The organism is Streptomyces sp. DH41 (genome assembly GCF_029813785.1).
GTDB lineage: Bacteria > Actinomycetota > Actinomycetes > Streptomycetales > Streptomycetaceae > Streptomyces.
The window spans coordinates 118,230-143,598 of sequence record NZ_JARVKY010000005.1 but is presented as its reverse complement, the minus strand read 5'-3'; the positions used below and the strand labels follow the sequence as shown (position 1 = coordinate 143,598).

At 72.5% G+C, this 25,369-nt stretch carries 23 protein-coding genes and 2 riboswitches; of the genes, 7 read left to right on the top strand and 16 right to left on the bottom strand.

Features of this window, described 5'->3' with window-relative positions; genetic code table 11:
- Window positions 1–10 precede the first annotated feature (10 nt).
- Window positions 11–676, top strand: coding sequence for a hypothetical protein (locus tag QC283_RS11265; RefSeq protein ID WP_279561287.1), 666 nt, complete (start codon window positions 11–13; stop codon window positions 674–676).
- Here QC283_RS11265 and QC283_RS11260 read toward each other — a convergent pair.
- From QC283_RS11260 to QC283_RS11215, 10 genes are all read right to left on the bottom strand, one after another.
- Window positions 612–1,457 carry an inositol monophosphatase family protein gene (locus QC283_RS11260; RefSeq protein WP_279561286.1) on the bottom strand — a complete coding sequence of 282 codons (846 nt, stop codon included), beginning with the start codon at window positions 1,455–1,457 and terminating at the stop codon, window positions 612–614. The genes QC283_RS11265 and QC283_RS11260 overlap by 65 nt on opposite strands.
- Window positions 1,458–1,541: 84 nt before the next feature.
- Entirely contained in the window at window positions 1,542–3,380 is a 1,839-nt protein-coding gene (locus QC283_RS11255) for a gamma-glutamyltransferase family protein (protein WP_279561285.1), read from the bottom strand.
- A gap of 82 nt (window positions 3,381–3,462) precedes the next feature.
- Window positions 3,463–4,824: an MFS transporter gene (locus QC283_RS11250; RefSeq protein ID WP_279561284.1), complete on the bottom strand. Its 1,362-nt coding sequence runs from the start codon at window positions 4,822–4,824 to the stop codon at window positions 3,463–3,465.
- Window positions 4,821–5,738 (bottom strand): ABC transporter ATP-binding protein, encoded by a 918-nt coding sequence (locus QC283_RS11245; protein WP_279561283.1) that lies wholly within the window; start codon window positions 5,736–5,738, stop codon window positions 4,821–4,823. Before QC283_RS11245 ends, QC283_RS11250 begins: the two co-directional genes overlap by 4 nt.
- Window positions 5,735–6,787 carry a FecCD family ABC transporter permease gene (locus QC283_RS11240; RefSeq protein ID WP_279561282.1) on the bottom strand — a complete coding sequence of 351 codons (1,053 nt, stop codon included), beginning with the start codon at window positions 6,785–6,787 and terminating at the stop codon, window positions 5,735–5,737. Before QC283_RS11240 ends, QC283_RS11245 begins: the two co-directional genes overlap by 4 nt.
- Complete coding sequence (locus tag QC283_RS11235) at window positions 6,784–7,827, bottom strand: FecCD family ABC transporter permease (RefSeq protein WP_279561281.1); 1,044 nt, start codon at window positions 7,825–7,827, stop codon at window positions 6,784–6,786. Before QC283_RS11235 ends, QC283_RS11240 begins: the two co-directional genes overlap by 4 nt.
- Window positions 7,824–8,876: an iron-siderophore ABC transporter substrate-binding protein gene (locus QC283_RS11230; protein ID WP_279561280.1), complete on the bottom strand. Its 1,053-nt coding sequence runs from the start codon at window positions 8,874–8,876 to the stop codon at window positions 7,824–7,826. The genes QC283_RS11235 and QC283_RS11230 overlap by 4 nt, the downstream gene beginning before the upstream one ends.
- A gap of 215 nt (window positions 8,877–9,091) precedes the next feature.
- The gene (locus tag QC283_RS11225) at window positions 9,092–9,862 is read right to left on the bottom strand and encodes a helix-turn-helix transcriptional regulator (protein WP_279561279.1); all 771 of its coding nucleotides are present in this window, start codon (window positions 9,860–9,862) and stop codon (window positions 9,092–9,094) included.
- A gap of 202 nt (window positions 9,863–10,064) precedes the next feature.
- Window positions 10,065–10,469, bottom strand: coding sequence for a (2Fe-2S) ferredoxin domain-containing protein (locus tag QC283_RS11220; protein WP_279561278.1), 405 nt, complete (start codon window positions 10,467–10,469; stop codon window positions 10,065–10,067).
- A 47-nt stretch (window positions 10,470–10,516) separates the two neighbouring features.
- Window positions 10,517–10,695: riboswitch (cobalamin riboswitch) on the bottom strand.
- A gap of 31 nt (window positions 10,696–10,726) precedes the next feature.
- Complete coding sequence (locus tag QC283_RS11215; protein ID WP_279561277.1) at window positions 10,727–11,713, bottom strand: ferric reductase-like transmembrane domain-containing protein; 987 nt, start codon at window positions 11,711–11,713, stop codon at window positions 10,727–10,729.
- 240 nt (window positions 11,714–11,953) lie between these two features.
- Window positions 11,954–12,133, top strand: a riboswitch (cobalamin riboswitch).
- 42 nt (window positions 12,134–12,175) lie between these two features.
- Here QC283_RS11215 and QC283_RS11210 point away from each other — a divergent pair.
- The 4 genes from QC283_RS11210 (at window position 12,176) to QC283_RS11195 (ending at window position 16,356) form a co-directional block, all read left to right on the top strand.
- Window positions 12,176–13,204, top strand: a complete 1,029-nt coding sequence (locus QC283_RS11210; RefSeq protein WP_279561475.1) for an ABC transporter substrate-binding protein — start codon at window positions 12,176–12,178, stop codon at window positions 13,202–13,204.
- Window positions 13,201–14,316, top strand: coding sequence for a FecCD family ABC transporter permease (locus QC283_RS11205; protein ID WP_279561276.1), 1,116 nt, complete (start codon window positions 13,201–13,203; stop codon window positions 14,314–14,316). Before QC283_RS11210 ends, QC283_RS11205 begins: the two co-directional genes overlap by 4 nt.
- Window positions 14,313–15,098, top strand: a complete 786-nt coding sequence (locus tag QC283_RS11200) for an ABC transporter ATP-binding protein (RefSeq protein ID WP_279561275.1) — start codon at window positions 14,313–14,315, stop codon at window positions 15,096–15,098. Before QC283_RS11205 ends, QC283_RS11200 begins: the two co-directional genes overlap by 4 nt.
- Window positions 15,099–15,291: 193 nt before the next feature.
- On the top strand, window positions 15,292–16,356 hold the full coding sequence (locus tag QC283_RS11195; RefSeq protein WP_279561274.1) for a lipoate--protein ligase family protein: 1,065 nt from the start codon (window positions 15,292–15,294) through the stop codon (window positions 16,354–16,356).
- A gap of 16 nt (window positions 16,357–16,372) precedes the next feature.
- Here QC283_RS11195 and QC283_RS11190 read toward each other — a convergent pair whose 3' ends face one another.
- Window positions 16,373–17,047, bottom strand: coding sequence for a response regulator transcription factor (locus QC283_RS11190; RefSeq protein WP_279561273.1), 675 nt, complete (start codon window positions 17,045–17,047; stop codon window positions 16,373–16,375).
- A complete protein-coding gene (locus QC283_RS11185) occupies window positions 17,044–18,156 on the bottom strand; it encodes a sensor histidine kinase (protein ID WP_279561272.1) in 1,113 nt (370 codons plus the stop codon). Before QC283_RS11185 ends, QC283_RS11190 begins: the two co-directional genes overlap by 4 nt.
- 167 nt (window positions 18,157–18,323) lie before the next feature.
- Between QC283_RS11185 and QC283_RS11180 the strand changes: the two genes are divergently transcribed.
- Entirely contained in the window at window positions 18,324–19,349 is a 1,026-nt protein-coding gene (locus tag QC283_RS11180; RefSeq protein WP_279561271.1) for a carboxymuconolactone decarboxylase family protein, read from the top strand.
- 337 nt (window positions 19,350–19,686) lie between these two features.
- Window positions 19,687–20,349: a hypothetical protein gene (locus QC283_RS11175; protein WP_279561270.1), complete on the top strand. Its 663-nt coding sequence runs from the start codon at window positions 19,687–19,689 to the stop codon at window positions 20,347–20,349.
- Here QC283_RS11175 and QC283_RS11170 read toward each other — a convergent pair.
- The 4 genes from QC283_RS11170 to QC283_RS11155 all read right to left on the bottom strand — a co-directional run bounded on the left by QC283_RS11170 (window position 20,340) and on the right by QC283_RS11155 (window position 25,318).
- Window positions 20,340–21,887, bottom strand: a complete 1,548-nt coding sequence (locus QC283_RS11170; RefSeq protein ID WP_279561269.1) for an NCS1 family nucleobase:cation symporter-1 — start codon at window positions 21,885–21,887, stop codon at window positions 20,340–20,342. The genes QC283_RS11175 and QC283_RS11170 overlap by 10 nt on opposite strands.
- A gap of 115 nt (window positions 21,888–22,002) precedes the next feature.
- Window positions 22,003–23,025: a TIGR03842 family LLM class F420-dependent oxidoreductase gene (locus QC283_RS11165; RefSeq protein WP_279561268.1), complete on the bottom strand. Its 1,023-nt coding sequence runs from the start codon at window positions 23,023–23,025 to the stop codon at window positions 22,003–22,005.
- 11 nt (window positions 23,026–23,036) lie between these two features.
- The gene (hydA, locus tag QC283_RS11160) at window positions 23,037–24,440 is read right to left on the bottom strand and encodes a dihydropyrimidinase (protein WP_279561267.1); all 1,404 of its coding nucleotides are present in this window, start codon (window positions 24,438–24,440) and stop codon (window positions 23,037–23,039) included.
- Window positions 24,441–24,475: 35 nt separating this feature from the next.
- The gene (locus tag QC283_RS11155; protein WP_279561266.1) at window positions 24,476–25,318 is read right to left on the bottom strand and encodes a nitrilase-related carbon-nitrogen hydrolase; all 843 of its coding nucleotides are present in this window, start codon (window positions 25,316–25,318) and stop codon (window positions 24,476–24,478) included.
- Window positions 25,319–25,369: the final 51 nt, after the last annotated feature.

The following is a 25,369-nucleotide window of genomic DNA, read 5'->3' as shown; positions in this document are numbered from 1 at the left end:
GGGTCCGGGGATGACACGCCGGACATGCTTTCCCGGCCCCCGGGAGGGGCTGTGGCTCTGGTACGAACTCGGCGTGGACGGCCACGCCCTGCGGCAGGCGGCGTTCGACCGGTCGCTGCCGGTCCCGCACGCCGGGGACCTCCTCTACCGCGCGGGCGAGGTGGTCACCGACGGCGGCGCGTCGGTGGCGGCCGCGCGCGACGACCTCCGCTCGACGCTCGAACGGTTCGGCCCGGACGCCCTGCCGTTCTACGAGACCGTGTACGGCGTCCTGACGGACGGCCCGGTCGAGGTGCCGCCCGGCGCCGGTGACGTCACCGGCGCCGAGTTCGAGCGGGTCTGGGAGACGGCGAGGCGCCACCGGCGGTTCATGCGCCACCTCACCGGGCCGCTGCCCGAGGGATCGCTGGTCACCGGTACGGTCACCGTCGCTCCGTGGGGCCCCGGCCGGACGGGGCTGGTGGTGGACATCGACCGGCCCGGACGGGCCTTCGTGGACATGGGGCAGCTCCCCCGGCGCGACGAGGACTGGCCACCGGTCGGGACCGTGACCGAGTTCGAGGTCGTCCAGATCCGCTTCGACGTCCGGCCGGAGCGCCCCGACCTCGAGATCAGGCTCCGCCCGACAGCAGTGCCACCACCTGGCGGGCCGTGGCCGCGTCGCGGGCCGCGGTGAACGGCAGCTCGTTGCCGCCCGTGATCCGGAAGGGCTCGCCCGAGCGGGTCAGGTGGGTGCCGCCCGCCTCCTCGACCAGGAGGATCCCGGCGGCGTGGTCCCAGGCGGCCTCCCAGGAGAAGGCCGTGGCGTCGGACTCTCCCTGGGCGACGGCGAGGTACTCCAGTCCGGCCGAGCCGCAGGAGCGGGGGGCCACCCCCGGGGCGCGCAGGCCGAGCAGTACCTGCTTCTGCTCGTCGGTCGTGTAGTCCGGGTGGGACGTGGCGACCCGCAGGTCGTGGCCGGGCTCGGGCGGGCCCGCGTACAGCCGCTCACCGTTCAGGAAGGCGCCTCGGCCGCGTACGGCGGTGGCGAGTCGGTCGTCGGCGGGGGCGTAGGTCCAGGAGGCGTGCACGACTCCGTGCTGGGCGAGCGCCACCAGCGTGCAGAAGCCCGGGTCGCCGTGCACGAACTGCCGTGTCCCGTCGACGGGGTCGATGATCCACACCGGTGCCTCGCCGCGTATCGCCTCGTACGAGGCGGGGTTGTCGTGCACCGCCTCCTCGCCGACCACGACGGAGCCGGGCAGCAGGGCGGCCAGTATCTCGGTGAGGTACAGCTCGGCCTTGCGGTCGGCGTCCGTCACCAGGTCGTGCGGGCCGGCCTTCTCGTCGACCTCGTGGGCCGCGAGCCGGCGCCAGCGGGGCATGATCTCCAGGGCGGCCGCCTTGCGGACGGCTTCCTCCACCTCGTCGGCGTGCCGGGCGAGAAACTCGTCGATGGTTTCGTTGTTCTCGATCATGGCTCCATGAGAGCACGCCCCACTGACAATCCCCACCCGGGTGGTGTACTCCGGGTGGAATCGGCACGAACACGGGGGTCGGGGTCAGCGGCCGACCGCGTAGCCCTGCGCTCCGCGCGGGTTCGCCGCCGCCGACAGCACGCCCGTCTCCGGGTCACGTGCGACCGCGCACAGCCGGCCCTCCGACCAGGCCTCGCCGACCGTCACGTCGTGCCCGCGGCGCCGCAGCTCCTCGACGACCTCCGCCGGCATCCGGGACTCCACGGTGACGCTGCCCGCTCGCATGCCGCGCGGGAAGAAGGAGCCGGGGAAACTGTCGTTGTGCCAGTTCGGGGCGTCGATCGCGCCCTGGAGGTCGAGACCGCCGCGGACCGGGGCGCGCAGCGCGACCGCCAGCAGGAAGTGCAGCTGCCACTGGTCCTGCTGGTCGCCGCCGGGCGTGCCGAAGGCCATGACGGGCACCCCGTCGCGCAGGGCTATGGAGGGTGTGAGCGTGGTGCGGGGCCGTCGGCCGGGCGTGAGCGAGTTGGGCAGGCCCTCCTCCAGCCAGGTCATCTGGAGCCGGGTGCCGAGCGGAAAGCCCAGTTCGGGGACGACGGGGTTGGACTGGAGCCAGCCGCCGCTGGGCGTGGCCGAGACCATGTTGCCCCAGCGGTCCACGATGTCGAGGTGGCAGGTGTCGCCACGGGTGCTCCCGTCGGCGGCGACGTCCGGTTCGCCCGGCACGGGGGACGTGGGGCTCTTGGCGACCGTCGGCTCGCCGATCCCCAGGGCGTCGAGGCCCTCGCCCTCGACGGCCGCCACGCGCGCGTGGGCGCTGAGCCGCGGGGCGCGTCCGCCCGGGCTGCCGGGCCGCAGCTCGAAGGACGCCTTGTCGCCGACGAGCGCCCGCCGTGCCGCGTTGTACCGCGGCGACAGCAGGTCGTCGAGCGGCACCCCTGCCGCACCGTCCGCGTCCCCGTACCAGGCCTCCCGGTCGGCCATGGCGAGTTTGCAGCCCTCGACCAGCAGGTGGACGTAGTCGGCGGTGCCGTGGGCGGGCAGTTCGGGCGGGAGCAGCGCGAGCTGCTGGAGCAGGACCGGGCCCTGGCTCCAGGGGCCGGCCTTGCACAGGGTCCAGCCGTTCCAGTCGTACGTCGCGGGAGCCTCGTAGGACGCGGACCAGTCGGCGAGGTCGGCGGCGGTGAGGGTGCCGGTGTGGCGGTCGCCGCTGGTGTCCATGGTGGGCCGCCCGGCCTGCCGGACGAGGGCCTCGGCGACGAACCCGGTGCGCCAGACCTCCCGGGCCGCGTCGATCTCCGCCTCCCGGTCCCCCGCCCCGGCGGCCTCGGCGAGCAGCCGCTTCCAGGTGGTGGCGAGGGCGGGGTTGCGGAAGAGCTCGCCGGGGCGGGGCGGACGGCCGTCCGGCAGGTAGACCTCGGCCGAGGACGTCCACTCCGTCTCGAACAGCTCCCGTACGGTCTCGATGGTCTCCGTGACGCGTTCCACGGGCGCGTGCCCGTGCTCGGCGTAGCCGATGGCGTACTTCAGTACGTCGGCCAGCGGCCTGGTGCCGTGGTCGCGCAGCAGGAGCAGCCAGGCGTCGAAGGCGCCCGGCACGGCGGCGGCGAGCGGTCCCGTGCCGGGGACGAGGTCCAGGCCGAGCCCCTTGTAGTGCGCGACCGTCGCCCCGGCCGGCGCCACGCCCTGCCCGCACAGCACCCGCACCTCGCCGCCCGCCGGTGCGAGCAGGATCGGCACCTCCCCGGCGGGTCCGTTCAGGTGCGGCTCGACGACGTGCAGCACGAAGGCACCGGCGACGGCGGCGTCGTAGGCGTTGCCTCCGTCCTCCAGCACCGCCATGGCCGACTGGGAGGCCAGCCAGTGGGTGGAGGAGACCATGCCGAAGGTGCCTTGCAGGGTGGGGCGGGTGGTGAACTGCATCTCTCACCTCGGTGACTGCGTGTGTCGGGTGGGTGCGTCGTCGGCTGTGTGCGTCGTCGGCTGTCCGTGTGCGTCGGCGGTCTCAGCGATTCTCCCCGCCCGCTTCGGGGGTGAGGGCGGCGGGGCCCGGGTCCCCGGGGCCGGAGCCGGTCGCGGTGGTGTCCCGTGCGCGGGGTCGGGCCTCCTCGTCGGCGCGGCGGCGAGCGGCGTCCTCGTCGGTCCGGGCGTCGTAGCTGATGAGCCTCGGCAGTGCGACGGTGAGCATGCCCACCGCGGCGACGCAGGCGAGGCCGCCGGTCCAGATCGCCGGGCGGGCGCCGGTCCAGCCGGCCATCGCACCGGCGCGGACCTGGCCGAGTTGCGGACCGACGCTGTAGGAGAGGACCTCGATGCCGGCGAGGCGGCCGCGCAGCCGGTCGGGGATGGTCTGGTTCCAGATGGTGGAGCGGCCCAGCCCGCTCAGCATGTCCCCCGCACCGGCCAGACCGAGGAACACCAGTACCAGCCAGACCTGCGACGTCCAGCCGGCCGCCGCCATGGCCAGGCCCCAGGCGGCGGCGCCGAACACCACCAGCAGGCCGTGCCGCTGCGTTCTGGACACCCAGCCGCTGGTCAGGCTCACCAGCAGCGATCCGACGGCGCCCGCGGAGTACATCAGTCCCAGCGACCAGTCGGCGTCGAGTTCGTCGGCGAGGAAGGGGAAGATGGTGTTCGGGAAGGCGAAGAACATCGCCGCCAGGTCGATCGCGTAGGTGCCCAGCAGCACCGGTCTCGACCAGGCGTACCGGGCCCCTTCCACGATGCCGCGCAACGACGGCTTGGTGGCGTGCTCGACGGGCGGCACGGACGAGAGCCGACGGCACATCAGGACCGACACGCAGAAGCAGACCACCGTGGTGGCGTACGCGGGGACGTTGCCGGCGTAGGCGACGACGAGGCCGGCCAGCGCGGGGCCGGCGATGGCGCCGGCCTGCCAGCGCAGGGCGTTCAGGGCGGCCGCGGCGGCGAGCTGGTCGTGCGGGACGATCCGGGCCAGCAGCGAGTCCAGCGCGGGCCGTTGGAGTCCCGCGAGGGCCGCCACCCCGCCCGCCACCACGTACAGCGGCCAGAGCAACGGATTCGGCAGCAGCGCGTTCACGAGCAGGACGGCCGCCAGCAGCCCCAGTCCCGCCTCGGTCAGCACGATGACCTTGCGCCGGTCCACCGCGTCCGCGAGCGCTCCGCCGTACAGTCCGAAGACGACCAGCGGGACGAGTTCGACGGCGCCCATCACACCGACCGCGAGCGGGGAGCCGGTCAGGTCCTTGATCTGGAGCGGCAGCGCGATCAGCGCCATCACGCTGCCGAGGTAGGTGACCAGGCCCTGCGTCCACAGCAGGCGGAAGTCGCGGGAGGAACGCCAGGGCGCGAGATCGGGCAGCAGCGCCGCGAGTTTCGGGGTCACGGCCTCGCTCCGGACTTCGGGGTGCCGGCGCGGGAGGTGCCCGCCGTAGTGGTCCCGGCCTCGGTGCCGGTGTGCGAGGTGCCCGACGCGGTGGTCCGGACGGCCTTGGCGGCGTCCGTCGTGTGGTGGCGGCCGATCGGCAGGACAAGGGGCTTGCCGGAGACCGGGTCCTCGATGACGCGGCTCTCCATTCCGTACAGGGCCCGGACCGTGTCCACGGTCATCACGTCCTCGGTCGTCCCGGCGGCGTGCAGTCGTCCGGACGCCAGGGCGATGAGCCGGTCCGCGTAGCGCGCGGCCAGGTTGAGGTCGTGCAGGACCATCACGATCGTGGTGCCGCGGGTCCGGTTCAGGTCGGTCAGCAGGTCGAGGACCTCCACCTGATGGCTGATGTCGAGGAACGTGGTGGGCTCGTCGAGCAGCAGCAGGTCGGTCTGCTGGGCCAGCGCCATCGCGATCCACACCCGCTGGCGCTGGCCGCCGGAGAGTTCGTCGACGGCCCGGTCCATCAGGTCGGTGGTGTGGGTGGCGTCCAGAGCGGCGGCGACCGCCGCGTCGTCCTTCGCCGTCCAGCGGGAGAAGGCGCGCTGGTGGGGATGGCGTCCCCGGCCGACCAGGTCCAGCACCGTGATGCCCTCGGGGGTGACCGGCGACTGGGGCAGCAGGCCCAGGGTGCGGGCGAGTTCCTTGGCGGGGGTGCGGTGGACCTCCTTGCCGTCCAGGACGACCCGGCCGGTGCGCGGGACGAGCAGCCGGGACATGGCGCGCAGCAGCGTCGACTTGCCGCAGGCGTTGGCGCCGACGATCACCGTGATCCGCCCGGCCGCGAGGGTCAGGTCCAGGCCCTCGATGACGGCACGGTCGCCGTAGCCGAGCGTGAGGTCCTCGGTGGCGAGGGTGTGGGACGCGGTCACAGTGAGCCTCCGGCCCGGTTGGTGCGGACGATCAGGTAGACGAGGTAGGGCGCGCCGAGAACTCCCGTGACGATACCCACGGGGTAGCGGGTGTCGAAGGCGTACTGGCCGGTGAAGTCGGCGACCAGGACGAGCAGGGAGCCGACCAGTCCCGCGGGCACCAGCAGGGATCCGCCGGGCCCCGTCAGCCGGGCGGCGATCGGCCCGGAGAGGAACGCGACGAAGGCGATCGGTCCGGCGGCCGCCGTCGCGAACGCGATCAGTCCGACGGCCGCGACGATCACCGTGACGCGGGTGCGTTCGACGCGGACGCCGAGCGCGGAGGCCGTGTCGTCGCCCAGGCTCAGCGCGCTCAGGTCGCGGGCCCGGGACAGCAGCACCGGGCCGCACACGAGTACGGCGAGGACGGCGGGCACGGTCTCTTCCCAGGTGGTGCCGTTGAGGCTGCCCGTGAGCCAGCGCATCGCCTCCTGGAGGTCCCACTCGCCGGCCTGCGACAGGACGTAGGAGGTGACGCTGTCGAGCATGGCGGCGACACCGATGCCGATCAGGATGAGCCTGGTTCCGGCGACCCCGTCGCGGAAGGCGAGGGTGTACATGACCAGCGCCACTCCGAGCGCGGCGGCGATCGCCACGATCGACACCCCGGTCCCGCTCATCGAGAAGGTCACGATGGCGAGGGCCGCCGCCGCGCTCGCCCCCGCGCTGATGCCGATGACGTCGGGGCTGGCGAGCGGGTTGCGGAGCATGGTCTGGAAGGTGACGCCGGCCATGCCGAAGCTGAACCCGGCGGTCAGCGCCAGTACCGCCCGGGGCAGCCGCAGCGTGCCGACGGTGAAGGAGGCGCCCGGCACCTGCTCGCCCATGACCACGCGCAGCACGTCGCCGGCCGGGTAGAAGGTGTGGCCGGCCATGAGTGTCGTGACGAACGCGGCGACGACGAGCAGCAGCAGCGTCAGGGCGAGCAGCCGTCGCCGGTACGCGCCGCGGACCCGGGCGCGGGTGACGGCCGCCGACGTGGACGGGGCGCGGACGGCTGGGGCGCTCACAGGGACCTGACCTTTTGGCGTCGGACGATGTGGATGAAGAAGGGGGCACCGATGATCCCGGTCAGGATCCCCACGTCGATCTCGGCCGGCCGTGCCACGACCCGGCCCAGCACGTCCGCGGCCGTCAGGAGGATCGCGCCGCTCAGCGCGGAGAACGGCAGCAGCCAGCGGTGGTCGACGCCGGCCAGGAGCCGGCAGACGTGCGGTACGAGGAGACCGACGAAGAGGATCGGCCCGGCGACGGCGGTGGAGGCGCCGCACAGCACGACCGCGCCGAGCGCCGCGCCGGCCCGGACGAGGGCCACCCGTTCACCGAGTCCGGCGGCCAGGTCGTCGCCCAGTGCCAGCGAGTTGAGGGCCCGGGCGGAGACCAGGCAGATGACGAACCCGGCGCCGAGGAACGGCAGGACGCTGCCGAGCTGGTCGTAGGAGGCGCCTCCGACGCCGCCGATCTGCCACAGCCGGAAGGTGTCGGAGATGTCGTTGCGCGGCAGTACGACGGCGCTGACCAGGGAGGTGAGGGCGGCCGTGATGGCGGCGCCGGCGAGGGCCAGCTTCAGCGGGGTGGCGCCGCCGCGGCCCAGCGATCCGATGGCGTACACGAAGCCGGCGGTGAGTGCCGCCCCGAGCATCGCCACCCAGATGTAGCCGTCCGCCGAGGAGAGGCCGAAGTAGGCGATGGCGGTGACCACGGCCAGGGAGGCGCCCATGTTGACGCCGAGGATGCCGGGGTCGGCCAGCGGGTTGCGGGTGACGCCCTGCATGACCGCGCCGGAGAGTCCGAGGGCGGCGCCCACGACGACGGCGAGGAGGGTGCGAGGTATGCGCTTGGCGACCGCCGCCTCCTCCAGGGTGGACTCCGCGCCGCCGAGCGCCGCCCACACGTCGGACCAGGCGACGCCGCGGGAGCCGAAGGCGAGGGAGGCCGTCATGACGGCGATGAGGACCGCGGCGACCACGAGGAGCCACAGGACGCGGACGCGCGCCGGACGCCGTAGCAGCACGGCGTCCGGCGCGGTCGGGGTGTCGGTGACGGTCACTTGACCTTGTCCGCGGCCTCGGCGAGCGCCTTCGCGTAGTCGTCCAGGACGTACGGGATCGACAGCGGGGTCGGGTTGGCGGCGGTGGCCAGCGGGGTGCTGCCGGGCAGCAGGTAGATGGAGCCCCGCTTCACGGCGGCCAGCTTGGAGGTGAGCGGGTCGTCCTTGAGGGCCCCCAGCAGTTCGCCCGTGTCGTCGCCGTAGCCGGTGATGATGTCGACGTCGTTGAAGTCGTCGATGCGCTCGGCGCTCTTGGTGAGGACGAACTTCTTCGTCGACTCGGACGGACCGGAGACGCTCGCGGGGATCTTCATGCCGAGGTCGGTGAAGAACTGGGTGCGGGTGTCGTGGGTCGTGTAGAAGCCGACCTGGCTGACGTCCTTGGAGGACACGTGCGTCATGAACATCGCCGTCTTGCCCTTGAGCTGGGGGTACTTGGCGGCGGTCTTGCTGATCCGCCCCTCGAGGTCGCCGATGAGCTTGTCGCCCTCCTCGGCGAGTCCGATGGCCTTGCTGTTCTGGCGGATGATGTCGCGCCACGGGGTCGCCCAGGCGGCCTCGGGGTAGGCCACGACGGGGGCGATCTGGCTGAGGGTCTCGTAGTCCTGCTCGGTCAGCCCGGAGTACGCGGCGAGGATGACGTCGGGCTTGGTGTCGGCGACGGCCTCGAAGTCGATGCCGTCGGTCTCGTCGAACAGGACGGGCGTCTTGGCGTCGAGTTCCTTGAGGCGCTTCTCGGTCCAGGGCAGTACGCCGTCCCCGTCGTCGTCACCGAAGTTGGCCTTGGCCATGCCGACGGGGACGACGCCGAGTGCGAGCGGCACCTCCTCGTTGGCCCAGTTCACGGTGGCGACGCGCTTGGGCTCGGACGGGACGACGGTGGTCCCGAGCGCGTGCTTCACCGTCACGGGGAACTGACCGGAGCCGTCGGCGCCGGCGGCGCCGCTGTCGTCCTGCTTCCCCTGGTCGCCGTCCTGGCCGCCGCAGGCGGTGAGGCCGAACAGGAGGGCCGCCGCGAGGGCGAGCGCACGAAGGCGTGGAGTTCTCATCGACCCGTGTTTTCACTTTCGGTCGGCGGTGCCGGGGCCCCTGCTCCGGACCGCGGACTCGGGGGTCACGGACTCAAGGGTTCACGGAGCAGGGCACGGCACGCGCACCAGTACGGTTAGGTAAGGCTTACCTGCACAGAGTATGGAGTTGGTGCACGCGCATCAATCGAGCCTTTTCGACAGGCCTTGTAGCGATCGGGACACCGACGAGTCCGTCAGCGGACCCGGAACCTGCCCGGAGTCGTCCCCGTCGTCCGCCGGAAGGCCGCCCCGAAGGCACTCGCCGAGCGGTAGCCGACCACGTCGGCCACCACGTCGACCTCGAATCCTCGGGCGAGGAGCTGCACGGCGTGCTGGGCCCGTACCGCGGCGACCCAGCGGGCGAAACTCGTGCCCGTCTCGGTCTGGAACGCACGGGTCAGGGTGCGGGCGCTGCACCCGAGGGCGGCGGCCCAGCCGGTCAGCGTCCGCTGGTGGGCGGGGTCGGCCCGGACCGCGTCCACGATCGGCCGCAGCAGCGCGGAGGTGGGCAACTGCACCAGCAGCGCCCGGGACGACGGCCGCAGGACGTCGAGGACCATCGCCTCGGTCACGGCCCGGGAGCGCGACGGCAGGTCCGCCTCCTCCAGCCGCTCCAGGAGGAGCCGGAGCAGCGGGGTGATGTCCACCGCGACCGGCACGTCCGGCAGCGCCGACACCGTGCCGTGCCGGAAGAAGTGCGCCCGGTACGAGGTGCCCGCGACCGCGGAGGCGGAGTGCAGTTGCCCCGCCGGCATCCACAGGCCCAGCGTCGGCGTGACGCACCACACCTGGGGTCCCACCACGACCGTGGACGCCCCGTGCTCGTTCCAGAGCAGTTCGTGCCACGGGTGCGAGTGCTCGTTCCAGGCCGTGTCGTCGGCGACGACCTCCTCGTACCCCTTGATCACGAAGGGCACGTCCACCTCACCGGCGGCGAGCGTCGGCAGCTCCCTCGTGACACGCATGCGGTCAGGCTAACCGGCGGCCGGGCAGCGGCGTGCCGCCGGTCGCGTTGCGGCATGCCCCAGGTGGGCGAGGGTGACGCCGACGCGTGGTTCGGGAGCGCGGTGCCGGTCGGTGGCGGCCCGGACCAGGTCGGTGAAGCCGCCCGGTCCGGCTGGAACAGCGGGACCGGGCGGGCGGAGGCCCGGCCAAAACAGCGGAATCTCACCCGGCGGCGCGGCGCCCCGGCGGGCTGAAGACATGGAGGTCCAGGATCTCCGGCAGGGGCGCCACACCGGGGCCGCCGGCGCCGACCCACGCGGCGACGTCCTCGGTCGCGTCCGGGTCGTTGACCAGTCCGAGCCAGACGGGCCGGGCACCGGCCGCGCGGCCTTCCCCGGAGGGCTGTACGACGATGACGTTGGCCTGGTCGCAGACGTCGAGGCAGTCGGAGACGCGTACCGGTGCCGCGGCGCGCAGGCGTTCGGTCTGGGCCGCGTGGTCGACGCCGGCGACTTTGGGGCTGCCGCAGCAGCAGTCGCGGCACACGACGATGCGGCACGGCACGGGGCCGGTGGCTCTCGCGGGCCACGCGTCGTCTGTCGTTCGTCCGGTCGGCGTTGCGCGCATGCGGTGCCGTCCCTCTCTCCGGGGAGATCCGCCCCGGTGGTCCGTCGAGGAGGCGACCGCGTGAGTCTCCTGGCTCTCGGGTCGATGCTCGTCCCGGCCTTCCCACCCGCTGTCGGGCAGTGGCCTGTCGGGACTCGCTCGCCGATCACAGTGGCGGGACCGCGCCGGATTCACACCGGCTTCCTCGTTCCGCCGTCGCCTTGTCGCCGGCCATCATCCCATTCCACGACGCCGTCCCGCCCGCCCCGTTCCAGCCGTCATTCCGTCTCCTGTGTGTGCGGGGCCGTCGCGGGCGGATGGGTCGGACGGTCCCGTCCGCCGTCGCGGCCGGACACCACCACGATGACGAGCCCGACGACGACGGCTCCGACGGCGACCCGTCCGGCCGCCCGCACCCACCACCCCGGCCGGGCCGCGCCCTCGTGCCCGCCCGGCCGGCCCAGCTGTTCGGCCCGCCGGGCCGGTCTCAGCAGACGCAGCAACAGCAGTCCCGCGACTGGCAGTTGCAGCAGCCACAGGACGGTGCGCGGCCACTCCCCGAACCAGACGTTGGTTCCGTACAGCAGGGTGTGCCACACGCTCAGCACGTAGACGACGATCACGAAACGGTGCAGCCGCCGCCAGGTGTTCGCCCCGATGCGGTGCCGGACGTAGAACAACAGCCCCAGCGGAATCGCCAGGTACAGGGCGCCCTGCCCCAACGGGATGGCGATCCGGCCGGTCCCGGAGTCGTACCAGCCGGGGACGAAGCTGTCGGCGAAGCCCACCCACAGCCGCTCGGCCCAGTCCACCTTCGTCTCGTAGCGCACGAGTTCCGCCGCGAACATCAGCGCGTGCGCGAACATCAGGGCCATCGTCGTCAGACTCGTGGTCCGGTGCCAGCGCTCCAGCACCTGCCGGGAGACCGGCAGCCGGGTGGGGCGTGGTCCCGACAGCAGCAGACCGAGCATGACCGTGCCCCAGGCCCACAGCAGCCCCGACCATCCGAACGCCTGGCTGAGCAGGTACATCCAGTATGTCCCGGCGTCGTCCATGAACGGCATGACCGCGACGGTGTCCGAATCACCCGACTCCATGCGCGCGTACAGCAACACGAACACGAGCGCCGTGACCACCACGGCCGCGGAGGCGTCCGGCAGAGCGGACCGCAGGTCACCGCGGAGAGCGACGCGGTCACCGGGAACCCTTCGCCGTCCGGACGGGTTCGCTGCCCCGTCCTCGTCCGGCCTCGCGTCTGACAGCATCCAGGGCCTCCCGGGCACGGGCCACCGCGGCAACGGGGCGCATGTGTCGTGGGGCAACAAGTCTTGCTGAGGGGACGACGAACCACCGAGGCGATATCCGGCCAGAGACCGGACCGGTGACGCGGGCCACCTCGACCGGTTCGTGTACAGCGCCGCGGCGGACGGCCGAGGAGGCGGGGACCGGCCGCGTGGCCGTCTTCGGCGGCAGGGGCGGCACGCCCTTTCGCCGCCGGCTCGGGGAAACGTAGGATCACCGGGTCATCGCCGCGACGGGAGACAGGAAGCCGGTGCGAATCCGGCACGGTCCCGCCACTGTGACCGGGGAGTACACCCTCTCGACATGCCACTGCGCGCCGCGCGGGAAGGCGGGGGGAGCGTCGATCCGGGAGTCAGGACACTGGTCTGTCGCGGGCCCATTCCGAGGAGCGCGGACTCCGCAGGAGGCTCTACGTGTACCACGGCATGCCCCATGCCCTTCTCTTCTCCCCTGCCCGACGGCGCCGGTCCCCGCACGCCGCGGCCGCGGCCGTTGCCCTGGCCTCGGCTCTGCTGGCCGGCTGCGGCTCGTCGGCCGGCACCGCCGAGGACCCGAAAGCCGCAGCGTCGTCGGCAGCCGGCTTCCCCGTCACCATCGACAACTGCGGCGTGCGCACGACGTACGAGGAGCCGCCGTCCCGGGTGGTCACCATCCACCAGCACCCGGCGGAACTCATGCTCGCCCTCGGTCTGAAGGACCGCATGGCCGGCACCGCCTTCCCCGACTCCCCCGTCCTGCCCGAGCTGAGGAAGGACTACGAGTCCGTCCCGGAACTGGCCGAGAGGGAACCGTCCTTCGAGACCGTCCTGGACGCCGAACCGGACCTCGTCTACGGCGGCTACGGCAGCGCCTTCGACGAGAACCAGGGCCGCTCCCGCAAGGCGTTCGCCGACGCCGGGATCGACACCCACCTCAACCGCGAGTACTGCGGCGAGAAGCGGGTGACGATGCGGGACACCTACGACGAGATCCGCACCGTCGGCAAGATCTTCGGTGTCCCGGACCGGGCCGACGAACTGGTCGCCGACCTCGAGAGCCGTGTCGACAAGGCCGCCACCGCCGTCGGCGGCGAGCCCGAGGTGCCCGTCTTCGTGTACGACAGCGGCGACAAGACCGCGTTCACCGCGGGCGGCAAGAGCCTGGGCACCGAACTGATCCGGCTGGCCGGCGGCACGAACGTCTTCGCCGACCTCGACGACGTCTTCGGGGACGTCTCCTGGGAGCAGGTCGTGGCACGCAAGCCCGAGGTCATCGCCATCTACGACTACGCCGGCGCCGGAAGCGTCGAGCAGAAGAAGAAGTTCCTGCTCTCCCAGCCCGCCCTCGCCGACGTACCCGCCGTCAGGAACGAGCGGTTCGTCGTCCTGCCGCTGACCGCCACCCTGGTCGGCATCCGCTCGGCCCACGCGGTCGACGACCTGGCCCGCGGACTGCACCCCGAGAGCTTCCGGTGACCCAGGCCGCCGTCGACACCTCCACCGAGCGGACGGTTCAGCGGCGGAAGACCACCGAGCCGGGGGCGGGCCGTACCAGGCCGGCCGTCACGCTGTTCGTACTCACCGCTCTGCTCCTGGTCTCCGCCACGGCGGGGCTGGCGATCGGCTCCGTCCAGGTCCCGCCCGGTCAGGTGTGGGGCATCGTGACGCACGCGCTGGGTGCCGACTGGCAGGAGCCGGGCTGGACGCGGGCCCGGGAGACCATCGTGGTGGACGTGCGGGCGCCGCGAGTACTGCTCGGCGCGGTCATCGGTGCCGGACTGGCGGTCATCGGCACCGCCCTGCAGGCCCTGGTCCGCAATCCGCTCGCCGAGCCCTATCTGCTGGGCGTCTCCTCCGGGGCGTCCCTCGGGGCGGTCTCCGTGATCGTCTTCGGCGTCACCCTGTTCGGGCCTCTCTCCCTGTCCGCGGCCGCGTTCGTGGGCGCGCTCGGCGCGCTGCTGCTCGTCTACGCCACCGCGCGCACCGGCGGACGCATCACCTCCACGCGGCTCGTGCTGTCCGGGGTGGCGATCTCGGCGGTGCTCACCGCGGTACTCGATCTGCTGCTGCTCACCACCGACCAGGGCAACGAGGCCCGCGCGGTCCTCGCCTGGACCCTCGGCGGCCTCGGCGGCGTCACCTGGGGCACCCTGTGGCTGCCGAGCGCGGCCCTGCTGCTCGGCATCGGCGTCCTCATGGTGCAGGCACGCAACCTGAACCTGCTGCTGGCCGGCGAGGAGGCCGCCACCACGATGGGACTGGACGTGGCCCGGTTCCGCGCCCGTCTGTTCGTCCTGCTGTCCCTCGTCACGGGCGTTCTGGTGGCGGCGGCCGGGCCGATCGGCTTCGTCGGCCTGATGATGCCGCACATCGTGCGCCTGTTCGTCGGCGGCGACCACCGCCGGGTGCTGCCGACGGCGGCACTCGGCGGTGCGGTCTTCCTCATCTGGGCCGACATCGCCGCACGGACGGTCGCCGCACCGATGGAGATACCCGTCGGCGTGCTCACGGCCCTGTGCGGAGGGCCGTTCTTCCTGTGGCTGATGCGCCGGGACGCCCGGCGCGGCACCGACCGAGGAGTGGCATGACCGCGACCGAACTCTCCGTCGACGGCGTCACGCTGACCGCCGGAGCCCGCCACCTGGTGCGCGACGTCTCCCTGACGGCCCGCCCCGGCGAGACCATCGGGCTCGTGGGCCCCAACGGCAGCGGCAAGTCGAGCCTTCTGCGTACCGTCTACCGCGTGCTGCGCCCGGACACCGGCCAGGTCCTGGTCGACGGGAACGACGCCTGGTCGGTGCCGGTGCGGCGGCTGGCCCGGACGGTGGCGGCGGTGGTGCAGGAATCGGCCGCCGACTTCGACCTCGCCGTCCGCGAGGTCGTGGCCATGGGGCGTACCCCGCACAAACGGCTCCTCGACGGCGACACCCCCGAGGACGCCGGTCTCGTCGACTCCGCGCTCGTCGAGGCCGACGTCGCCCACCTGGCCGACCGCCCCTTCGACCGGCTCTCCGGCGGCGAACGCCAGCGGGTGCTCATCGCCCGGGCCCTCGCCCAGCAGCCCACCCTGCTGGTCCTCGACGAACCCACCAACCATCTCGACATCCGCCACCAGCTGGGGGTGCTCGGCGTACTGCGCCGACTGCCCGCGACCGTGCTGCTGGCCCTGCACGACCTCAACCTCGCCGCCTACTACTGCGACCGCCTCTACGTCCTGAGCGACGGCGCGATCACGGCGTCCGGCCCGCCCGCCGCCGTCCTCACGCCCCGGTTGCTGGCCGAGGTGTACGGGGTGGAGGCGGAAGTCGCCACCCATCCGCGAACAGGCGCCCCGCAGGTGACGTTCCTTCCCGGACAGCGGCACGTCTGACGGGCTCCGCCGGGCGGCGACTGTCCCGAGGGCACGATGACGATCGCACGCCGGGCACCCTCCGGTACCGACCGCTGCGTGGCCGCTCATCGCGGGCGGGCATTAAGGTGCGATACGAAGCATGTGCGTGTCTGTCCGGATGCCGGAGCAGCAGGCCCGGGATCCACGCCGCGCACTGGAAGGGAACGAAGCCGTGCATGGCGAATACAAGGTGCCCGGCGGCAAGCTGGTCGTCGTGGATCTGGACGCCGAGGAAGGCGCCCTCCGCGACGTGACCGTCGCCGGGGACTTCTTCCTGGAGCCCGACGAGGCGATCCTCTCGATCAACAAGGCCCTGGAGGGCGCCCCCTCCTCCACGGACGCGGCGGGACTCGCCGCGCGGATCGACGCGGCGCTGCCCGAGGGCACCGTGATGTACGGGCTGACCTCGGAGGCCGTCGGCATCGCCGTGCGCCGCGCCCTGGCGCACGCCACCGACTGGACGGACTACGACTGGCAGCTGATCCACGAGGGCCCGCAGCCCCCGGCCCTGCACATGGCGCTGGACGAGGTGCTGACCGCCGAGGTCGCCGCGGGCCGGCGTCCGCCGACGCTGCGGGTGTGGGAGTGGGGCGCCCCGGCGGTGATCATCGGCAGCTTCCAGTCGCTGCGCAACGAGGTGGACGCCGAGGGCGCCGCGCGCCACGGCATCGAGGTGGTGCGCCGGATCTCCGGCGGCGGCGCCATGTTCGTGGAACCCGGCAACACCATCACCTACTCGCTGTCCGTGCCGGAGGCGCTGGTGCAGGGGCTCTCCTTCCAGGACAGTTACGCCTACCTCGACGACTGGGTGCTCGGCGCACTCGGCGACATGGGCATCAAGGCCTGGTACCAGCCCCTGAACGACATCGCCACCGACCAGGGCAAGATCGCGGGTGCCGCCCAGAAGCGCGTCGTGGGACCGGGTGGCGGTCCCGGCGCCGTGCTGCACCACGTGACCATGTCGTACGACATCGACGCGGACAAGATGCTCGAGGTGCTGCGCATCGGGCGCGAGAAGATGTCCGACAAGGGCATCAAGAGCGCGAAGAAGCGGGTGGACCCGCTGCGGCGCCAGACCGGGCTGGCCCGGGAGGCCGTCATCGAGCGCATGATCGAGTCGTTCGGCGGCCGGTACGGGCTGTTCCGGGGCAAGGTGACCGACGAGGAGCTGGCCCGGGCGCGGGAGCTGGCCCGCACCAAGTTCGGTTCCGACGAGTGGACGGCGCGCGTCCCCTGACGGCGGCGCGCGTCGCCTAACGGTGGCGTGCCTCCACCAGGCCCGACTCGTAGGCGAACACCACGAGCTGTGCCCGGTCCCGGGCGCCCAGCTTGGTCATCGCCCGGCTGATGTGCGTCTTGGCGGTCAGTGGGCTGATCACCATGTGCGCGGCGATCTCCTCGTTGCTCAGGCCGTGGGCGGCGAGCGCGGTGACCTCGCGTTCGCGGCGGGTGAGGCGGTCCAGGCCTGGCGCGGTCGCCCGGTCCGGGGGCCGGGCCACGAACTCGCCGATGAGGGTGCGGGTGACCGACGGGGAGAGCAGCGCCTCGCCCCGCGCCACCACCGCGATGGCCTGGAGCAGGTCGGCCGGCTCGGTGTCCTTCAGGAGGAAACCGCTCGCTCCCGCCCGCAGCGCGTCGAAGACGTACTCGTCCAGGCCGTAGTTGGTGAGGATGACCACGCGGACGGCGGCGAGGGCCGGGTCGGCGGCGATACGGCGGGTCGCCTCGATGCCCGACATCACGGGCATCTGCACGTCGACCAGTGCCACGTCGGGCACCTGTGCCCGCACCAGTGCCACGCCCTGCTCGCCGTCGGCGGCCTCGCCGACCACCTCGATGCCGTCCTCCGCGTCGAGGAGCGCCCGGAAGCCGGCGCGCATCAGCGCCTGGTCGTCGACGAGCGCCACCCTCAGGGCCACCTCGCTCATACCGTCTCCCCCAGCGGCAGCCGTGCCCGCACCGAGAAACCGCCCTCCGCGCGCGGGGTGGCGGACAGAGTGCCGCCGAGAGCCGTCACGCGTTCCCGCATGCCGGTCAGGCCGATGCCCGGCGTCGGTGGGCGGGCCGGGTCGGCGGCTCCGTCGTCGTCCACGTCTATGGTCAACTCCCCTTCGTTTCCCGTGCCGTAGTCGATCCGGACCATCACCTTCGCCGGTCCCGCGTGGCGTGCAGCGTTGGTGAGCGCTTCCTGGACGATGCGGTAGGCGGCCCGGTCGAGGGCCTGCGGCAGGGGGCGCTCGTCGCCGGTGACCGTCAGGCCGGCGGCCAGACCGGCCGCGCGGGCCCGCTCCACGAGCAGCGCCGGGGTGCCGGTCGGTTCGTCGGCGCGCAGCACCTGGAGGGCGGAGCGCAGCTCGCGCATCGCCTCGCCGCCGGCCTCCTGGATGGCGAGCAGCGCGGGAGGCACCTCCTCGCCGCGTTTGCGGGCCAGGTGGACGGCGACGCCCGCCTGGAGCTTCACGATGGAGATGCTGTGGGTGAGCGAGTCGTGCAACTCCCGCGCGATGCGCAGGCGTTCCTCGCCGGCGCGGCGCAGTGCCGCCTCCTCCCGGGTGCGCTCCGCCTCCAGGGCGCGCTGTTCGGTCTGACGCAGATACGCCTGCCAGTTCCGGTCGGCCAGCCCGGTCACCACCGCGCACAGGAACCAGCCGGCGAGCAGCCCGGCCCGCTCGGCCACCTCCTGCGTCCCGGGGCCGGTGGCCACGTATCCGGCCAGGAACACCGCGCCGCCGGCCGCCGCGACGCCCCGGTGACCGACCCGGGCCGCGGTGTGCACGGCCCCCAGGACGGGCAGCGCGGCAAGCGGCCCGGGGTGGGCGTGCAGGACGTACGCCGTGCCGAGCACGGTGGCGACGGCGAGGACCGCGCGCGGGGCGGCGCGGTGGAAGGCGAGCGCCGCCGAGGCGAGGGCGATCAGCGTGTGGTCGAGGGCCCGCGTGCCGTCGTCGAAGGCGGCGGCGGTCATGCCGAGGGCACCGACCACGACCGCGAGGATCACGTCGGCGAGCCGTCCGCGATCGATCTGACGCCCACTCATGCCCGCACCCTAGACGGACCCGCCGGCGGCCGCGTCGGCCCTGGGGACGGCTTGCGGACTACTCCCGGCGAAGTAGTGCCCGTCGGGACCGGGCCTCGGCGGCGCAGCGCCGACCGCATCCGGCCGTACGACGACCACGGGCACCCCGGCGGCGCACGCTGCTGTCCATGCCCACACCCTTCCGTCACACCGAACCGCTGCCCCCGAAAGCGGCCACCGGCCGCGTCGCCGAGGTCTACGCACAGGCCGCGCGGGACTTCGGCATCCCCGAGCCCGCCCCGTTCGTAGTCCTGTCCTCCGCGCCCGCGCTCGTCGCCCCGGCCTGGGCGCTGATGCGCGAGTCCCTGATCGCCGGCCCCGGCGGCCGGACCGGCAAGGAGGTCGCCGCCTTCGGGGTGTCGCAGGCCAACAAGTGCCGGTTCTGTGTGGACGCGCACACCATGCTGCTGCACGCGACCGGCGACCACGCCCTGGCCGAGCGGCTGGCCCGGGGCCGGGAGCCGGCGGACGAGGGGCACGCGCGCGTGCTCGACTGGGCGCGGCGCACCCGGGTCCCAGGGGCCGCGCGGGATCCGTACCCGTTCCCGCGCGAGGAGGTTCCCGGCTATCTCGGCACCGTGCTGGCCTTTCACTTCATCAACCGGATCGTGTCGGCCCTGGTGACCGAGAACCTCCTGCCGGCCGACGCGCAGCGGCTGCGGCCGGTGCGGAGCCTGGCGGGCCGGTCGCTGTCCCGTACCGTGCGCCGCCCGGCCGCCCCCGGCGCCGCCCTCCCCCTGCTCGACGACCCCGGCCCGGGTCCGGCGTGGGCGGCCGGCACGCCGGTCGGCCCCGCGTACGCGGCGCTGAGCAGCACCGCCACGATGGGCGCGGGTCTCCTCGACGCCGACGACCAGACCCTCGTACGCACCACCCTGCGCGCCTGGGACGGGTCCCACCCGGGTCTCGTCCCGGACCCGTTCCCCGACCGGCGGGAGCGGCCCGGCGCGCGGCTCGCGCTGCTGGCCGCGCTCGCGCCGTACCGGATCACGGACGCGGACGTCGCGGCGTGGCGCCGGCCGGAGCACACCGACCACTGCCTGGTGCATCTGGTGGCGTACGGCGCGTTCGCCGCCGTGGACCGTGTCGAGACCGCCCTGACCGCGCCCGCCACCCGGCCCACCACGCCGCCCACCGGCAGGGAGACCCCATGACCGTGCTCGTCCGTCCGCCCGAGGCGCGGACGCGTGCCTCGTCCGCGGTCCTCGCCGGGCACGAGGAGGTGGCGGCCGGCCCCGTCACCTTCGAGGCGGCCGGGGGCCGGGACGTGCGGGACGCCGTCGAGTTCCTGCTGTCGCCGGTACCGGGCGGCGCGCTCCCCGCGTCCCGGCTCGACCGGACCCGGCGCGTCCGGACCCGGCGCGTCCGCTCGTCTGCGTCACCGCGCGGCCACGCACCGAGTTCGCCCTTCCGCCCCACGGGGACTCGTGTGAGACTGGCGTCCCGTCCGCTGTGCGGGCCCCCCGCACCATCCCCCACGAGAAGTGCGCCGTGCGTTCTCTTCCCCTGCCGCTCGCCCTGACCGCGCGCCTGGCACCGGTCGCCGTGCTCGCCACGGCGGGCTGGGCGCTGTCGTCCGGGCCGGACTCCTCACCGGCCGCGAAGGACAAGACGCCGCCCGACACCACGAACCGGTCGGCCTCCGCGCCGGCGACCGAGGCGGTGACGAAGACGTACGCCGCCGCCCCGGCGCCCTGCGAGAGCCTGGCCGGCAAGACGGTCGGCTCACTGGTGCCGGGCGCGAAGGCGGACGGCAAGGAGATCCCGTCGACGGACACGCAGGCACGCCGCACCTGCTCCTGGAACGCCCTCAAGGGGTACGACTACCGGTGGCTCGACGTCGCCTTCGAGGTGATGGAGTCGGACGAGGCGGCGCTGAAGTCGTACAAGGAGCGGGTCGCCGACCGGAGCGGCGGTGGCGAGGTCCCGGGGCTCGGCGACGCGGCCTACTCCGTCGTGAACCTCACCACCGAGGACAAGCAGCAGACGCGCGAGGGCACCGTGCTGGTCCGCGCGTCCAACGCCCTGGTGATGATCACGTACAACGGCAGTGACTTCGAGTCGAAGAAGGCACCGAGTACGGAGACGATCAACAAGGGTGCCATCAAGGCGGCCAAGGAGGCGGTGGCCGCCCTGGAGAACGGTCAGGGCTGAGGAGCCGGGCCGGCCGCCGTACGGGGCCGGGTGGCGGGCAGCAGCATCAGCGCCAGGTACAGCACCGTGGAGGTGCCCAGGCCCACCGCCCAGCCGTAGTCGGCCAGCGGTTCCAGGAACGGCACGGGACGGCCGTCGATCAGCGGGTGGAAGTCGGCGCCCCCGATGGCCAGGACGCCTCCGACGAGGAAGGCGACGACCGCCCGCCAGTTCCAGCCCCGGTCGTACCAGTAGCGTCCGCCCGTGCGGTAGAGGTCGACGAGGTCGAGCCGGGCGCGGCGCAGGATCCAGTAGTCCGCGATGAGGATGCCGGCGACCGTGCCGAGCAGACCGCCGACCAGGCCGAGCCAGGTGAAGATGTAGCCCTGCGGGTCGGAGTACAGCTTCCACGGGAAGATCAGGACGGCGAGGACGCAGGTGATGAGGGCGCCGGACCGGAAACTCACCTTGCGCGGGGCGACGTTGGAGAAGTCGAAGGCCGGTGAGACCAGGTTGGCCGCGATGTTCACGGACAGGGTCGCCACCAGGACGGTGACGAGGGCGAAGAGCAGTCCCACCACGTTGTCCGTCTTCGCGGCGAGCTTCACCGGGTCCCAGATGGCCTCCCCGTACACCGCCTGCGAGCCGGAGGTGACCATCACGGAGAGGAACGCGAACAGCGTCATGGTGGTCGGCAGGCCGAGGGCCTGGCCGCGTGTCTGCGCCTTCTGGCTCTTCCCGTAGCGGGTGAAGTCGGGGATGTTGAGGGACAGGGTGGACCAGAAGCCGATCATGCCCATGAGGGAGGGCCAGAACAGCTTCCAGAAGTCGCCGCCCCAGCCCAGCCGCGACGGCTGGTCGAAGAGCGGGCCGAAGCCGCCCGCCTTGTCGGCCATCCACCACAGCATCACGAACGCGCCGACCAGGACGAAGGGCGCCGCCCAGTTCTCGAAGCGGCGGATCGTCTCCATGCCCCGGTAGATGATGGCGACCTGGATCGCCCAGAAGATCGCGAAGGACAGCCACATGGTCCAGGCGTGGCCGCCGAACGTCGCGGCGTTCGTCCAGCCGTCGCCGATCAGTTTGCCGGCCAGGAAGTAGATCGCCTCGCCGCCGATCCAGGTCTGGATGCCGAACCAGCCGCACGCCACCAACGCCCGTACGACAGCGGGCAGGTTGGCGCCGCGGATGCCGAAGGAGGCGCGGGCGAAGACCGGGAAGGGGATGCCGTACTTGGGTCCCGCGTGCCCGGTGAGCAGCATCGGGACGAGCACGATCAGGTTGGCCAGGGCGATGGTGAGCACCGCCTGTTTCCAGTCCATGCCGACGGCGATCAGACCGGAGGCCAGGGTCCAGGAGGCGGTGTTGTGGGCCATGCCGACCCACAGGGCGGAGAAGTTGTACGTGGTCCAGGTGCGCTTGCCGACGGGGACCGGCAGCAGGTCCTCGTTGGCGTAGGGGCCGCTCGGCGGCGGGGAGCCCGGGGCGAGCTCCACACGCCCGTCGGGGAGGGTGACTTGGGCGGACGGCGGTATGGCCGTGGGCGCGGTGTCGGTCATGGGCAGGCCAATCGTGCGCTGGGACGGGAGAGGCCGTGCGGGCGGTGCCGAGGGGGGTGCGCGGGTGCGCCCTGGGCCCCCTTCCCCGAGGCGGGGAAGGGGGAAGGAGAGGGAGTCAGGCGTTGACAGCCGGGATGATCTTCGTGCCGTAGGCGTCGATCACGGCTTCCTGCGCGTCGTGCATGTCGTAGAGCGCGAACTGGTCGACGCCGAGGGCGCGCAGCGCGTTCAGCTTCTCGATGTGCTTCTCTGGCGGCCCGATCAGGCAGAACCGGTCGACGATCTCGTCCGGCACGAACCGGGTGTCCGGGTTGCCGCTGCGTCCGTGGTGGGCGTAGTCGTAGCCCTCGCGGGCCTTGATGTAGTCGGTGAGTTCGTCGGGGACGGCGGCGGAGTGCTCGCCGTACTTCTCGACCAGGTCGGCGACGTGGTTGCCGACCATGCCGCCGAACCAGCGGCACTGCTCGCGCGCGTGGGCGAGTGCTTCGGGCGAGTCGTCGGCGGTGACGTAGGCCGGGGCGGCGACGCAGATCGTCACCTCGGACGGGTCCCGTCCGGCGGCGACGGCGGCGTCCTTGACGGCCTTGACCATGTACTCGGTCAGGTAGAGGTCGGCGAGCTGGAGGATGAAGCCGTCGGCCTCCTCGCCGGTCATCTTCAGCGCCTTGGGGCCGTACGCCGCCATCCACACGGGCACTTCGGCGCCCGGCTTGGTCCAGGGGAACCTGACGACGGTGCCGCCGCCGAGGTCGGCCTCCTCTCCCCTGCCCAGCGCCCGGATGACCCGCATGGACTCGCTGATGCGGGCCAGGGTGTTGGGCTTGCGGCCGGCGACACGCATCGCGGAGTCGCCGCGGCCGATGCCGCAGACGGTGCGGTTGCCGAACATGTCGTTGAGGGTGGCGAAGGTGGAGGCGGTCACCTCCCAGGTGCGGGTGCCCGGGTTGGTGACCATCGGGCCGACCTTCAGAGTCGTGGTGTTGGCCAGGATCTGGCTGTAGATCACGAACGGCTCCTGCCACAACACGCAGGAGTCGAAGGTCCAGCCGTAACGGAAGCCGTTGCCCTCCGCCCGTCGCATCAGGTCGACGACACGGGAGGCCGGCGGGTCGGTCTGCAGGACGAGTCCGAAGTCCATGGGCACCGCTCCTAGTTCAGGTACTGGCAGGTGGCGCGCGGGGTGTAGACGCCGTGGCCCTTGCGCCCGGTGTACTCCCGCTCGGTGACGACCGGTACGCCGCGCGAGAGCACGGTCTCCACCCGGCCGGTGATCCGCCGGCCCTCGTACGCCGAGTAGTCGACGTTCATGTGGTGGGTCTCGGCGGAGATGACCTGCTCGGCGTGCGGGTCGTAGACGACCACGTCGGCGTCGGCGCCGGGCGCGATGGTGCCCTTCTTCGGGTAAAGGCCGAACATACGGGCCGGGGTGGCGCAGGCGATCTCGATCCAGCGGCGGCGGGTGATGTGCCCGTCGACGACGGCCTGGTGGAGGAGGTCCATGCGGTTCTCGACGCCCGGCATGCCGTTGGGGATCTTGGAGAAGTCGCCGCGTCCCCGTTCTTTCTGGCCGCTGAAGCAGAAGGGGCAGTGGTCGGTCGACACCACCTGGAGGTCGTTGGTCCGCAGGCCCCGCCACAGGGCCGCCTGGTGCTCGCGCGGGCGCAGCGGCGTGCTGCACACGTACTTGGCGCCCTCGAAGCCGGGCTCGGCGAGGTTGTCGGTGGACAGGAACAGGTACTGGGGGCAGGTCTCGCCGAAGACGTTCAGGCCCTCGTCGCGGGCCCGGGTCAGCTCCGCGACCGCCTCGGTCGCGGACACGTGCACGACGTAGAGGGGCGCGCCGGCGACCTGGGCGAGCTTGATGGCGCGGTGGGTCGCCTCGGCCTCCAGGAGGGCCTTGCGGACCTCGCCGTGGTACCGCGGGTCGGTCTCGCCGCGGGCGAGGGCCTGCTCGACCAGGACGTCGATCGCGATGCCGTTCTCGGCGTGCATCATGATCAGGCCGCCGTTCTCGGCGGCGCGCTGCATGGCGCGCAGGATCTGGCCGTCGTCGGAGTAGAAGACGCCGGGGTAGGCCATGAACTGCTTGAAGGAGGTGACGCCCTCCTCCACCAGCAGGTCCATCTCCTTGAGCGTCTTCTGGTTGACGTCGGAGACGATCATGTGGAAGCCGTAGTCGATGGCGCAGTTGCCCTCGGCCTTGGCGTGCCAGTCGTCCAGACCCGCGCGCAGGGAGTGGCCGACGCCCTGGATGGCGAAGTCGACGATCGTGGTCGTACCGCCCCAGGCGGCGGCCCTGGTGCCGGTCTCGAAGGTGTCGGCGGCGTAGGTCCCGCCGAAAGGCATCTCCATGTGGGTGTGGCCGTCGACACCTCCGGGGATGACGTACTTCCCGCTCGCGTCGATGCTGTGCTCGGCCGTGAAGGCCTCGGCGGCCGGGGTGCCGGACGCGGCGAGGGCGGCGACGCGGCCGTCCTCGATCAGGACGTCGGCGTGGATCTCGTCGGACGCGGTGACGACGAGGCCACCGCGGATGACGGTACGGCTGCTCATGCTGCTGTTCCCTCCTGTCAGGAGCCCCGGGTCGGTCAGGGCGCGGTCAGCGGGGAGTACGCGCCCGGCGCCCGGTCGCGGTAGAACTGCCAGCGGTCGCGGACCTCGCGCAGCTTGCCCATGTCGAGGTCCCTGACGACGAGTTCGCTCTCCTTGTCGCTCGCGACCTCGCCGACGAACCGCGCCTCGGGATCGACGAAGTACGAGGTGCCGTAGAAGTCGTTGTCGCCGTACTCCTCGACGCCGACGCGGTTGATGGCGCCGACGAAGTACTCGTTGGCGACGGCCGCCGCCGGCTGCTCCAACTGCCACAGGTAACCGGACAGGCCGCGCGAGGTGGCCGACGGGTTGAAGACGATCTCCGCGCCTTCGAGACCCAGCGCCCGCCAGCCCTCCGGGAAGTGCCGGTCGTAGCAGATGTAGACGCCGATCCTGCCGACGGCGGTGTCGAAGACCGGCCAGCCGGAGTTGCCGGGGCGGAAGTAGAACTTCTCCCAGAAGCCGCGCACCTGCGGGATGTGCGTCTTGCGGTACTTGCCGAGGTAGGAGCCGTCGGCGTCGATGACGGCGGCGGTGTTGTAGAGGACGCCGGGCTGCTCCTCCTCGTACATCGGGAGCACCAGGACGATGCCGTGCTCGCGGGCGAGCCGCTGGAAGCGCTCCACGATGGGGCCGTCGGGGACGCGCTCGGCGTAGGCGTAGAAGTCGGGGTCCTGGACCTGGCAGAAGTACGGTCCGTAGAACAGCTCCTGGAAGCACAGGACCTGTGCCCCCTGGGCGGCGGCGTCGCGGACCGCCTGCTCGTGGACCTGGATCATCGATTCCTTGTCGCCCGTCCAGGTGGTCTGGAAGAGCGCGGCACGGATCACTCGGCTCATCTTCGGCCTCCACTCGCTCGGTGTGCTGCGAGCCTAGGAAGGGCGGACGGC